This window comes from Streptomyces sp. NPDC046122, from assembly GCF_056429965.1.
This window is the reverse complement of the sequence record NZ_JBWKLQ010000007.1, coordinates 193,854-206,322: the sequence shown is the minus strand read 5'-3', so window position 1 is coordinate 206,322 and position 12,469 is coordinate 193,854. Positions and strand designations below refer to the sequence as shown.

8 protein-coding genes are annotated in these 12,469 nt (G+C 69.1%); 4 read left to right on the top strand and 4 right to left on the bottom strand.

What is annotated here, in order from left to right; genetic code table 11:
* Positions 1–13: 13 nt before the first annotated feature.
* The 3 genes from glpK to AC07FK_RS20700 form a co-directional block, all read right to left on the bottom strand.
* Positions 14–1,540 carry a glycerol kinase GlpK gene (gene glpK / locus AC07FK_RS20710; RefSeq protein ID WP_479106367.1) on the bottom strand — a complete coding sequence of 509 codons (1,527 nt, stop codon included), beginning with the start codon at positions 1,538–1,540 and terminating at the stop codon, positions 14–16.
* A gap of 40 nt (positions 1,541–1,580) precedes the next feature.
* Positions 1,581–2,369: an MIP/aquaporin family protein gene (locus AC07FK_RS20705; RefSeq protein ID WP_479106366.1), complete on the bottom strand. Its 789-nt coding sequence runs from the start codon at positions 2,367–2,369 to the stop codon at positions 1,581–1,583.
* 246 nt (positions 2,370–2,615) lie between these two features.
* Positions 2,616–3,380, bottom strand: coding sequence for an IclR family transcriptional regulator (locus tag AC07FK_RS20700; RefSeq protein ID WP_479106365.1), 765 nt, complete (start codon positions 3,378–3,380; stop codon positions 2,616–2,618).
* Between the two features lie 239 nt (positions 3,381–3,619).
* Between AC07FK_RS20700 and metH the strand changes: the two genes are divergently transcribed.
* From metH to AC07FK_RS20680, 4 genes are all read left to right on the top strand, one after another.
* On the top strand, positions 3,620–7,138 hold the full coding sequence (gene metH / locus AC07FK_RS20695) for a methionine synthase (RefSeq protein WP_479106364.1): 3,519 nt from the start codon (positions 3,620–3,622) through the stop codon (positions 7,136–7,138).
* A 99-nt stretch (positions 7,139–7,237) separates the two neighbouring features.
* Positions 7,238–7,939 (top strand): HAD family hydrolase, encoded by a 702-nt coding sequence (locus AC07FK_RS20690; protein WP_479106363.1) that lies wholly within the window; start codon positions 7,238–7,240, stop codon positions 7,937–7,939.
* 501 nt (positions 7,940–8,440) lie between these two features.
* On the top strand, positions 8,441–10,042 hold the full coding sequence (locus AC07FK_RS20685) for an ABC transporter substrate-binding protein (RefSeq protein WP_479106362.1): 1,602 nt from the start codon (positions 8,441–8,443) through the stop codon (positions 10,040–10,042).
* 87 nt (positions 10,043–10,129) lie between these two features.
* Positions 10,130–11,719 carry an ABC transporter substrate-binding protein gene (locus AC07FK_RS20680; protein ID WP_479106361.1) on the top strand — a complete coding sequence of 530 codons (1,590 nt, stop codon included), beginning with the start codon at positions 10,130–10,132 and terminating at the stop codon, positions 11,717–11,719.
* Positions 11,720–11,793: 74 nt separating this feature from the next.
* Here the strand turns inward: AC07FK_RS20680 and AC07FK_RS20675 are convergent, their stop codons facing one another.
* Positions 11,794–12,465 (bottom strand): response regulator, encoded by a 672-nt coding sequence (locus tag AC07FK_RS20675; RefSeq protein ID WP_479106360.1) that lies wholly within the window; start codon positions 12,463–12,465, stop codon positions 11,794–11,796.
* Positions 12,466–12,469: the final 4 nt, after the last annotated feature.

Here is a 12,469-nt window from a genome sequence, read left to right as displayed (position 1 = left end):
TCGTAACTCCTCGTCAGCTCTCGTCTTCGAGCCAGCCCATGGACCGCTGAACGGCCTTGAGCCAGCTCTTGTACTCGCGGTCCCGCGTGGCCGCGTCCATGCGGGGGGTCCACTCGGCGGCCCTGCGCCAGTTGGCACGCAGCTCGTCGGTGCTGGACCAGAAGCCGACGGCGAGGCCGGCGGCGTAGGCGGCGCCGAGGCAGGTGGTCTCGGCGACCATCGGGCGCACGACCGGTGCGTCCAGGAAGTCGGAGAGCGTCTGCATCAGCAGGTTGTTGGAGGTCATTCCGCCGTCGACCTTGAGGGCCGTCAGCTCGACGCCGGAGTCCTTCGTCATGGCGTCGCTGATCTCGCGGGTCTGCCAGGCGGTGGCCTCCAGGACGGCACGGGCGATGTGCGCCTTGGTGACGTACCGGGTGAGGCCGGCGATCACACCGCGGGCGTCGGGACGCCAGTACGGGGCGAACAGTCCGGAGAAGGCGGGCACGAAGTACGCGCCGCCGTTGTCCTCGACGGAGGAGGCCAGCGTCTCGATCTCGGCGGCCGACTTGATGAGGCCCATCTGGTCGCGCATCCACTGGACGAGCGCGCCGGTGATGGCGATCGAGCCTTCGAGGGCGTAGACGGGCTTCTGGTCGCCGATCTGGTATCCGACGGTCGTCAGCAGGCCGTTGTACGAGTTGACCGGCGTGTGACCGGTGTTCAGCAGCATGAAGGTGCCGGTGCCGTACGTCGACTTGGCCTCGCCCTGGGCGAAGCAGGTCTGGCCGAAGAGCGCCGCCTGCTGGTCACCGAGCGCGGAGGCGACGGGCACGCCCGCCAGCGGACCGGCCTTGGCGACGCCGTACACCTCGGCGGAGGAACGGATCTCCGGCAGCACGGCGGCCGGGATGTCCATGGACTGGAGGATCTTCTCGTCCCAGCGCATCTCGTGCAGGTTCATGAGAAGGGTGCGCGAGGCGTTGGTGACGTCGGTGACGTGTACGCCGCCGTCCGTGCCGCCCGTCAGGTTCCAGATGACCCAGGAGTCCATGGTGCCGAAGAGGATGTCGCCGGCCTCGGCGCGCTCGCGCAGGCCCTCGACGTTGTCGAGCAGCCAGCGGACCTTGGGTCCGGCGAAGTACGACGCGAGCGGCAAGCCGGTCTGGCGGCGGAAGCGGTCCTGGCCGACGTTGCGGCCGAGGTCCTTGCAGAGGGCGTCGGTGCGGGTGTCCTGCCACACGATGGCGTTGTGGACGGGCTCGCCGGTGTTCTTGTCCCACAGCAGCGTGGTCTCGCGCTGGTTGGTGATGCCGATCGCCTTGACGTCGGCGGGCGTGATGCCCGCCTTGCCGATGGCGCCGGCCACGACTTCCTGGACGTTGGTCCAGATCTCCGTCGCGTCGTGCTCGACCCAGCCCGGCTTCGGGAAGATCTGCTCGTGCTCCTTCTGGTCGACGGCGACGATCCGGCCGTCCTTGTCGAAGACGATGCAGCGGCTGGAGGTGGTGCCCTGGTCGATGGCCGCGATGAACGGGCCGGTGGTGTGTGCGTCGGTCACGGTGTGCTCCCGGAGGTCTGTAGAGGGTCGGCCGGTCGGCTCAGGCGAACGCGATGTTGTAGATACCCGCGGCGACGGCTCCGCCGATCAGCGGGCCCACGACGGGGATCCAGGCGTAGCTCCAGTCGGAGCCGCCCTTGTTCGGCAGCGGGAGCAGGGCGTGCACGATGCGCGGCCCCAGGTCACGGGCCGGGTTGATCGCGTAACCGGTCGGGCCGCCGAGCGAGAGGCCGATCGAGACGACGACGAAGGCGGTGATCAGCGCGCCGAGCACGCCGAGGCCCTTGCCGCTGTCGTTGAGGCCCTGGGTGAGCACCGCGAGAACGAGCACGACGGTGCCGATGATCTCGGTGGCGAGGTTCTGCCAGACGTTCCGCACCTCAGGACCGGTGGAGAAGACGCCGAGCACGGGGCCGGCCTTGGGCGCGGCCTTCTGGTCGACCATGCCCTCTTCGGCCGGCTGCTCCGCGAGGATCTCCGGGTCCGTGAGGTGGGCCTGGAACTGGCCGTAGTACGCGACCCAGACCAGTGCGGCACCGATCATGGCGCCGAGTATCTGGCCCGCGAAGTAGACCGGAGCGTTGCTCCAGTCACCGTCCTTGATCGCGATGCCGACCGTGACCGCCGGGTTGAGGTGAGCGCCGGAAAGCGTGCCGGTCATGTAGACGGCGGTCATGACGGCGAATCCCCACCCGAAGGTGATGGCGAGCCAGCCGGCGTTCTGGGCCTTCGAGCGCTTGAGTACGACGGCGGCGACCACGCCACCGCCGAGCAGGATGAGCACGGCGGTACCGATGATCTCGCCGATGAAGATGTCGGAGCTGGACACCCGCGACTCCTTTGTCCTTCGTTCCAGGGGAAAGGCGAACCCCGGGTCCCTCCGGGTGGTCCGCGCCCTCGGTGAGGGCCTAGCCGGTCCCTTGGCGTTGCCACACTCTAGCGCGTATTGCCGGTAGGTGTTCGGCATTGCCGACCGATGAACGGCAGTTTTGCCCCCGGTTAAGACGCGCGTCAAGAGTTGTGTGGCCGGTGTCCCGATCGTTACCCGCTCGGCGGGCACGGGCGGGGGCCCGCCTCAGAAGCGGCTGGCGCCCAGGTCCCGCGACACGGCGCGGGCGCAGTCCCGTACGGCCGCCACGAGGTCGTTGCGCAGGCCCTCGTCGCTGCGGACTCTTTCCACCGCGCCGGTGATGCCGACCGCGCCGACCGGCATCCGCCGGCGGTCGTGGATGGGGGCGGCGATCGAGGCCACCCCGTCCCAGGTCTCCTCCACGTCGGCGGCCCAGCCGCGCGCGCGGGTCAGGTCGAGCACCGCCTCGAACTCCTCCGCGTCCGTGATCGTGTGCGGAGTGAAGGACTTGCGCTCGTTCTCGACGACCTCGTTGTGCGCGACCGGGTCGTAAGCGGACAGCACCTTGCCCAGCGCGGAGGAGTGGAGCGGCTGCATGGCCCCGACCTCGAGCACCTGCCGGCTGTCGTCCGGACGGAAGACGTGGTGGACGATCAGTACGCCCTGCTGGTGCAGCACGCCTAGGTAGACGCTCTCGCCGCTGGAGCGGGCCAGGTCGTCGGTCCACACCAGCGCGCGGGCGCGCAGCTCGTGCACGTCCAGGTACGTACTGCCCAGGCGCAGCAGCTCGGCGCCGAGCTGATAGCGGCCCGAGGCCGGATCCTGTTCGACGAAACCCTCCGCCTGGAGGGTGCGCAGGATGCCGTGGGCCGTACCCTTGGCAAGACCGAGGGACGAGGCCACCTCGGACAGCCCGAGCCTGCGCTCGCCCCCCGCGAGCAGGCGCAGCATCGCCGCCGCCCGCTCGAGCGACTGGATGTTCTTCGCCACGCTCGGCCACCTCCACCTCGGTTCGACAATGCTGAACACTATCGGCTCATGCCGACCTGGCGTCACCGTCCGAGGCCCACCCGGCGACCGTGAGCCATGAGAACACGCCACACACACGACACCGTCCGCCCCGTGGGACGCCTTCACGCCACGGACGGGGTCACGGCTACGCTGGCCAGGTGCGCCTTCCGCCGGGAAGGCGCAAAGCCGACAGCCGTCGCACCCCAGGGAGCAGATCCATGGCCTCGTTGCCAACCCCCACGCCTGCCAGCCACAGCAGCCGCGCCGACGCCCTCCGCGAAGCACTCGCCAGCCGTGTAGTGGTCGCCGACGGGGCGATGGGCACCATGCTCCAGGCGCAGGACCCCAGCCTCGAGGACTTCGAGAACCTCGAAGGCTGCAACGAGATCCTCAACATCACCCGCCCCGACATCGTGCGCACCGTCCACGAGGAGTACTTCGCGGTAGGCGTCGACTGCGTCGAGACCAACACCTTCGGCGCGAACTTCGCCGCGCTCGCCGAGTACGACATCCCCGAGCGCGTCTTCGAGCTGTCCGAATCGGGCGCCCGCATCGCCCGCGAGGTCGCCGACGAGTTCGCGGCCAGGGACGGCCGCCAGCGCTGGGTGCTCGGCTCGATGGGCCCCGGCACCAAGCTGCCCACCCTCGGGCACGCCCCGTACGTCACGCTGCGCGACGCGTACCAGCAGAACGCCGAGGGCATGCTCGCGGGCGGCGCCGACGCGCTCCTGGTGGAGACCACCCAGGACCTGCTCCAGACCAAGTCGGCGATCATCGGCGCCCGCCGCGCCATGGACGTCGCCGGCGTCAGCGTCCCCCTGATCTGCTCCGTGACCGTCGAGACCACCGGCACCATGCTGCTGGGCTCCGAGATCGGCGCCGCCCTCACCGCGCTGGAACCGCTCGGCATCGACATGATCGGCCTGAACTGCGCCACCGGCCCCGCCGAGATGAGCGAGCACCTGCGCTACCTCGCCCGCCACTCGCGCGTCCCGATCTCCGCCATGCCCAACGCCGGCCTCCCCGTCCTCGGCAAGAACGGCGCGCACTACCCCCTGTCGGCCCCCGAGCTGGCCGACGCCCAGGAGTCGTTCGTCCGCGAGTACGGCCTGTCCCTGGTGGGCGGCTGCTGCGGTACGACGCCCGAGCACCTGCGCCAGGTCGTCGAGCGGGTGCGCGACCTCACCCCGGCCGCGCGCGACCCGCGCCCCGAGCCCGGCGCCGCCTCGCTCTACCAGACCGTCCCCTTCCGCCAGGACACCTCGTACCTGGCCATCGGTGAGCGCACGAACGCCAACGGGTCGAAGAAGTTCCGCGAGGCCATGCTGGAGGGCCGCTGGGACGACTGCGTGGAGATGGCCCGCGACCAGATCCGCGAGGGCGCGCACATGCTCGACCTGTGCGTCGACTACGTCGGGCGCGACGGCGCCGCCGACATGGCGGAGCTGGCCGGCCGGTTCGCCACCGCCTCCACCCTGCCCATCGTGCTGGACTCCACCGAGCTGGACGTCCTGCGGGCCGGCCTGGAGAAGCTGGGCGGGCGCGCGGTCATCAACTCGGTCAACTACGAGGACGGCGACGGTCCGGAGTCCCGGTTCCAGAAGGTCACCGAGCTGGCGCGGGAGCACGGCGCCGCGCTGATGGCGCTGACCATCGACGAGGAGGGCCAGGCCCGTACGGTCGAGCACAAGGTCGCCGTCGCCGAGCGGATCATCGCCGACCTGACCGGCAACTGGGGCATCCACGAGTCGGACATCCTCATCGACTGCCTCACCTTCACCATCTGCACCGGTCAGGAGGAGTCCCGCAAGGACGGCGTCAACACGATCGAGGCGATCCGTGAGCTCAAGCGGCGCCACCCCGACGTGCAGACCACGCTCGGCCTGTCGAACATCTCCTTCGGCCTGAACCCGGCCGCCCGCATCGTCCTGAACTCCGTCTTCCTCGACGAGTGCGTCAAGGCGGGCCTCGACTCGGCGATCGTGCACGCGAGCAAGATCCTGCCGATCGCCCGCCTCGACGAGGAGCAGATCAAGGTCGCCCTCGACCTGATCCACGACCGCCGCGCGGAGGGCTACGACCCGCTGCAGCGGTTCCTGGAGCTGTTCGAGGGCGTCGACACCAAGTCGATGAAGGCCGGCAAGGCCGAGGAACTCCTGGCCCTGCCGCTCGACGAGCGCCTCAAGCGCCGCATCATCGACGGCGAGAAGAAGGGCCTGGAGGCGGACCTCGACGAGGCGCTGACCGAGCGCCCGGCCCTGGACATCGTCAACGACACGCTCCTCGAGGGCATGAAGGTCGTCGGCGAGCTCTTCGGCTCCGGCCAGATGCAGCTGCCGTTCGTACTCCAGTCCGCCGAGGTCATGAAGACGGCGGTGGCCTACCTGGAGCCGCACATGGAGAAGTCGGACGACGAGGGCAAGGGCACGATCGTGCTGGCCACCGTGCGCGGCGACGTCCACGACATCGGTAAGAACCTCGTCGACATCATCCTGTCCAACAACGGCTACACCGTCGTCAACCTCGGCATCAAGCAGCCCGTCTCCGCGATCCTCGAAGCCGCCGAGGAGCACCGTGCCGACGTCATCGGCATGTCCGGTCTCCTGGTGAAGTCGACCGTGATCATGAAGGAGAACCTGGAGGAGCTCAACCAGCGAAAGATGGCCGCCGACTTCCCGGTCATCCTCGGCGGCGCCGCGCTGACGAGGGCGTACGTCGAACAGGACCTGCACGAGATCTACGACGGTGAAGTCCGCTACGCCCGCGACGCGTTCGAGGGCCTGCGTCTGATGGACGCCCTGATCGGCGTCAAGCGCGGCGTCCCCGGCGCCAAGCTGCCCGAGCTCAAGCAGCGCCGCGTCCCGAAGAGCGCCCCCACCGCCGTGCTCGAGGTCGAGGAGCCCCAGGGATCCGTACGCTCCGACGTCGCCGTCGACAACCGGATCCCCGAGCCGCCGTTCTGGGGCACCCGCGTCGTCAAGGGCATCGGCCTGAAGGAGTACGCCTCCTGGCTGGACGAGGGCGCGCTGTTCAAGGGCCAGTGGGGCCTCAAGCAGGCACGCACCGGCGAGGGGCCGACGTACGAGGAGCTCGTCGAGACCGAGGGCCGCCCCCGGCTGCGCGGCTGGCTGGAGCAGCTCCACACCCGGAACCTGCTCGAAGCCGCGGTCGTCCACGGGTACTTCCCGTGCCACTCCAAGGGCGACGACCTGATTCTCCTCAACGACGACGGATCCGAGCGCACCCGCTTCACCTTCCCGCGCCAGCGCCGGGGCCGCCGCCTGTGCCTCGCCGACTTCTTCCGCCCGGAGGAGTCCGGCGAGACGGACGTGGTCGGCCTCCAGGTCGTCACCGTCGGATCGAAGATCGGCGAGGCGACGGCCGAGCTGTTCGAGTCGAACTCCTACCGTGACTACCTCGAACTGCACGGCCTGTCCGTCCAGTTGGCGGAGGCTCTCGCCGAGTACTGGCACGCCCGCGTCCGCAGCGAACTCGGCTTCGGGGCCGAGGACCCGGCCGCCGTCGAGGACATGTTCGCCCTGAAGTACCGCGGCGCGCGGTTCTCGCTCGGTTACGGCGCCTGCCCCGACCTGGAGGACCGCGCCAAGATCGCGGACCTCCTGCGGCCGGAGCGGATCGGCGTACACCTGTCCGAGGAGTTCCAGCTGCACCCGGAGCAGTCCACCGACGCGATCGTCATCCACCACCCCGAGGCGAAGTACTTCAACGCGCGATAGACCCGGACGAGTCGTACACTGGTCGGTCCAGCGCAGGCCGGTCGCCTTCCCACCACGGGAGACGGCCGGCCTTCTCGTCCCTTCAGGAGGTGTGCCCGGATGACCAGTACCGTCCCCGCGCCCAGTACCCGTACGGCCGAAGGCTCCGCCCTGCAGGCTGTCTTCCTCGACATGGACGGCACCCTGGTCGACACCGAGGGCTTCTGGTGGGAGGTCGAGGCCGAGGTCTTCGCGGACCTCGGGCATGTGCTGGACGAGGCGTGGCGCGACGTGGTGGTCGGCGGGCCCATGACGCGCAGCGCGGGCTACCTCATCGAGGTGACCGGCGCGGACATCACGCTGCCCGAGCTCACGGTGCTGCTCAACGACCGCTTCGAGAAGCGGATCGGGCGGGGCGTGCCGCTGATGCCGGGCGCCGCGCGGCTGCTCGCGGAGCTGGCGGCGCACGAGGTGCCCACCGCGCTGGTGTCGGCCTCGCACCGGCGCATCATCGACCGCGTCCTGCAGACGCTGGGGCCGCAGATGTTCACGCTCACGGTCGCGGGCGACGAGGTGGCCCGTACGAAACCGCACCCGGACCCGTATCTGTACGCCGCGGCCCTGCTCGGCGCCGACCCCGGGAGATGCGCGGTCGTCGAGGACACGGCGACCGGCGTGGCGGCGGCCGAGGCGGCCGGCTGCCGGGTGGTGGCCGTTCCCTCCGTGGCGCCGATCGCGCCCGCGCGCGGCCGGGTGGTCGTGGGGTCCCTGGAAGAAGTCGATCTCGCTTTTCTCACCACCCTGATCACCCGGATGAACTGAGCCGTTCACCGACGGTGCCTTCGCCGGGAGGTGGAAACTCTCGGCATTGGGCCGTGCATTTTCCGTCACAAGCGGAAATAGAAATGCGCAATGGGACAGAAGTATTCAGAAGGTGACCTTGGTCACCCTGTGTGAGATCCGGTGCGGTCCCCGGCGGTGTCAAAGCGCCTCCGTGGGGCCGCATTTGGCGTCCTTGTGTCCCGATTGGTGAAGCGGTGTACGAATCATTCCGGCCCCACCGGGCCGGCGCGCCGGGATCCATGACCGCGGGCCGATGACGCGGAGGCACCGGCCCGGTCCGGCCCGCCCGGCGATTCCCACTAATCTCAAACCCGAGAACTTCGCCGCATCACCACGGGTTCCAGCGCTCAACCAGTTGCTGGGGCAACCGAACCGATCGCTCTGATCCGGCCCGATCGCTCCGCCCCGACCGGGCGGCCGCGGCGGAGTATCCCGTACACCGCTGAAGAACTCAGTGCCGGATGAGGGAGAACGTCCAGGATGAACCGCAAGACCTTGGTGCTGCCGGCCGTGATCGGCCTGCTCGCGCCCGCGCTGGCCGCGTGCGGCGCCGCGGACGTCGGCGGGAAGGGCAGTGACGCCATCGTCGTGGGCACCACGGACCAGTTCGTGGCCACGAAGGACGCGCCCGCGCCCTTCGACCCGGCGTTCGCCTATGACGCCGGCGCCTGGAACGTCCTGCGGCAGACCGTCCAGATGCTGATGCACGTCCCGCGCGGCGGCGGCGAGCCGGTGCCGGACGCGGCCTCCAAGTGCGGCTTCACCGACACCCAGAACGAGAGCTACCGCTGCACCCTGCGCGACGGGCTCCGGTTCGCCGACGGCGACGCGCTCACCGCGGAGGACGTCAAGTTCTCGATCGAGCGCGTGCTGAAGATCAAGAACAACAACGGTCCGGTCGCGCTGCTCTCGAACATCGACATGATCGAGACCAAGGGCGAGCACGAGATCGTCTTCCACCTGAAGACGCCGGACGCCACGTTCCCGTACAAGATCGCGACTCCGGCCGCGGCCATCGTGGACCCCGACGCCTACGAGGCCGACACGCTGCGGGACGGCTTCGCCGCCGACGGCTCGGGCCCGTACACGCTGGAGACCGAGACCGAGGGCGACCGGGTCGTCAAGGCGGTCTTCACCAAGAACCCCGAGTACAAAGGCGACTTGAAGCTCCGCAACGACAAGGTGGAACTGCGGTCGTTCGCCGACACCGAGTCCATGGAGAAGGCGCTGAGGGACGGCGACATCAGCATGATGACGCGCACCCTCCAGCCCGACCAGATCAAGGACCTGTCGGAGAAGCCGGCCGAGGGCATCGACCTCATCGAGATGCCCGGCCTGGAGATCCGCTACCTCGGCTTCGACACCGAGGACTCCACCGTGAAGAGCAAGGCGGTGCGCCAGGCCCTGGCCGCCGTCGTGGACCGCGGGGACCTCGCGAGCAAGGTCTACCCGGCCACGGCCGAGCCGCTGTACTCGCTCATCCCGAACACCATCACGGGGCACCAGAACGCCTTCTTCAACAAGTACGGCGAGCCCAGCCGCACCAAGGCCGCCGGGATCCTCAAGGCGGCCGGCATCGGCACGCCGGTGAAGCTGACGCTCAACTACACGACCGACCACTACGGCCCGGCCACGAAGAGGGAGTTCGAGGTGCTCAAGGAGCAGCTCAACGCCACGAACCTCTTCGACGTCGGCATCAAGGGAACCGAGTGGTCGAAGTTCCGTGACAGCCAGAAGCGCGGCGAGTACGCCGTCTACGGCATGGGCTGGTTCCCCGACTTCCCGGACGCCGACAACTACGTCGCGCCGTTCCTGGACGAGGACAACTTCCTCAACTCCCCGTACGTGAGCAGCGAAGCCAGGAACAAGCTCATCCCCGAGTCGCGCCGCGCGGCGGACCGGGCCACGGCCGCCGGGCCGTTCGAGCGGATCCAGGAGATCGTCGCCAACGACGTACCGGTGCTGCCGCTGTGGCAGGGCAAGCAGTACGTCGCCGCGCGCGACGACATCACCGGCGTCGAGTGGGCCATCAACTCCTCGGCGGACCTGCAGCTGTGGGAGCTGGGCCGCGGCGTCTCCTGACGCCGGCAGGCAGCAGTGCTTCAGAAGCCGGGCCGCGAAGACCGCGCGGCCGGTAGGCAATTCATCGAATCTGTGAGGCAAGGATCCGTGAAAAGGCGTAACCAGTGGCTGACGGCCCCGCTCGCGGCGGGACTGGCGGCGGGGCTGCTCAGCGGTTGTGGAACCGAGAAGGGCGGCTCGGGGGGCACTGACGGCGGTGTGGTCATCGGAATGTCGGACGAGGTGCTGGCCACCGACCCGGCATCGGGTTACGACCCGGGCTCCTGGCTGCTGTTCAACAACGTCTTCCAGTCGCTGCTGAGCTTCCCCAAGGGCAGCTCCTCCCCGCAGCCCGAGGCCGCGAAGACGTGCGACTTCGACAAGGGCGGCAGTACGGTCTTCCGCTGCACCCTGCGCGACGGCCTGACGTTCAGCAACGGCAACGAGCTGACCTCGAAGGACGTCAAGTACTCCTTCGAGCGCTCGCTGAAGATCAACGACAAGGCCGGCCCCGCGGCGGTCATGCTCGGCACCATCGACACGATCGAGACACCGGACGAGAAGAACGTCATCTTCCGCCTCAAGGTTCCGGACGCCACCTTCCCGAGCAAGATCGCCTCCGGCGCCGGCTCCATCGTCGACCACCGCGAGTACGCCTTCGACAAGCTCCGCACCGACAACAAGGCGGTCGGCTCGGGCCCGTACAAGCTGGACTCCTTCGGCCGGTCCGACGCGTCGTTCTCCGTCAACGAGAACTACGAGGGCACCGCCGAGACGAAGAACAACGGCATCACCGTGAAGTTCTTCCACGGTGACCAGAAGGCGCTCGCAGCCTCCCTCAAGCGGCGCGACGTCGACATCGCCTACCGTGGCCTCACGGCCGGTGACATCGCGGACCTCGAGAACTCCACGGCCGACCGCGACAAGGGCATCGAGGTCGTCGAGGGCTCCAGCGCCGAGGTCCAGCACCTGGTCTTCAACGTCAACGACCCGGTCGTGGGCAAGCCCGCGGTGCGCAAGGCCATGGCGTACCTGATCGACCGCGACGCGCTCGTGCGGGACGTCTACCAGTCCACCGCCACCCCGCTGTACTCGATCATCCCGAGCGGCATCGGCGCCCACAACACGGCGTTCTTCGACACCTACGGCGGCAGCCCCCAGCCGGCCAAGGCCGAGCGGGTGCTGCGCGGCGCCGGCATCACCGGCAAGGTGAAGATCACCCTCTGGGCCACGCCCAGCCGCTACGGACCGGCCACCGTCGCGGAGTTCAAGGCGATCGCCAAGCAGCTCAACACGAGCGGGCTGTTCGACGCGAGCGTCGAGTCGGTCGAGATCAACGAGTACGAGAAGAACATCGCGGCCGGCAAGTACGGCGTGTACGTGAAGGGCTGGGTCCCCGACTACCCGGACCCGGACAACTTCACCCTGCCGTTCTTCGGCAAGGACAACGTCCTCGCCAACAACTACGAGAACCGCCGCATCACCGACGGGATCATCCCCGACACCGCCGCCGCCACCGACCGCCCCATGGCGGAGGAGGACTTCAACAAGCTCCAGGACATCGTCGCCGACGAGGTGCCGATCATCCCGCTGTGGCAGGGCAAGCAGTACGCCGTGGCGTACGACGACGTCTCGGGCCTGGAGTGGACCCTGGACGCGTCGACCGTCTTCCGGTTCTGGGAGATCAGCAAGGGCTGAGTCCCGGCCGCCCGGCACACGAGAAGCCGGACCCAGCCCTCCCGGGGGCCGGGTCCGGCTTCCGTCGTACGGTGCTACTGCGCGCCCGGCCTGACCAGGCCGCTCTCGTAGGCGTACACGGCCGCCTGCACCCGGTCGCGCAGCCCGAGCTTCGTCAGCACATGCCCGACGTGCGTCTTCACGGTCGTCTCGCTCACGAACAGGTCGGCGGCGATCTCCGCGTTCGACAGCCCCCGGGCCACCAGCTTCAGCACCTCGAGCTCGCGCTCGGTCAGCGTGTGCAGCGTGTCCGGAACCTGCTCCTCGCCGGACGGGAGGTGATCGGCGTACTTGTCGAGCAGCCGGCGCGTGATGCTCGGCGCCAGCATCGCCTCGCCCGCCGCGACCACCCGGATCGCCTGCACCAGCTCAGTGGCGGGCGCGTCCTTCAGCAGGAAGCCGCTGGCCCCGGCGCGCAGCGCCTCCACGACGTACTCGTCGAGGTCGAACGTGGTCAGCACGAGCACCTTCGCCGGGCCGTCCTTGCCGGGACCGGTGATCTGGCGCGTCGCCTCCACGCCGTCCATCCGCGGCATCCGGATGTCCATCAGGACGACGTCGGGCTGCAGCGCCCGCACCTGGTCGAGCGCCTGGAGACCGTCACCGGCCTCACCGACGACCGCGAGATCCTGCTCGGCCTCCAGAATCATCCGGAAGCCGGTGCGCAGCAGGGGCTGGTCGTCGACCAGTAGGACGCGGATAGCCACGGAG

Bases quoted from the DNA above. Each gene is read 5' to 3' on its own strand.
- metH (WP_479106364.1), top strand. From the start codon at position 3,620: ATGGCCTCGTTGCCAACCCCCACGCCTGCCAGCCACAGCAGCCGCGCC.
- AC07FK_RS20690 (WP_479106363.1), top strand. From the start codon at position 7,238: ATGACCAGTACCGTCCCCGCGCCCAGTACCCGTACGGCCGAAGGCTCC.
- AC07FK_RS20685 (WP_479106362.1), top strand. From the start codon at position 8,441: ATGAACCGCAAGACCTTGGTGCTGCCGGCCGTGATCGGCCTGCTCGCG.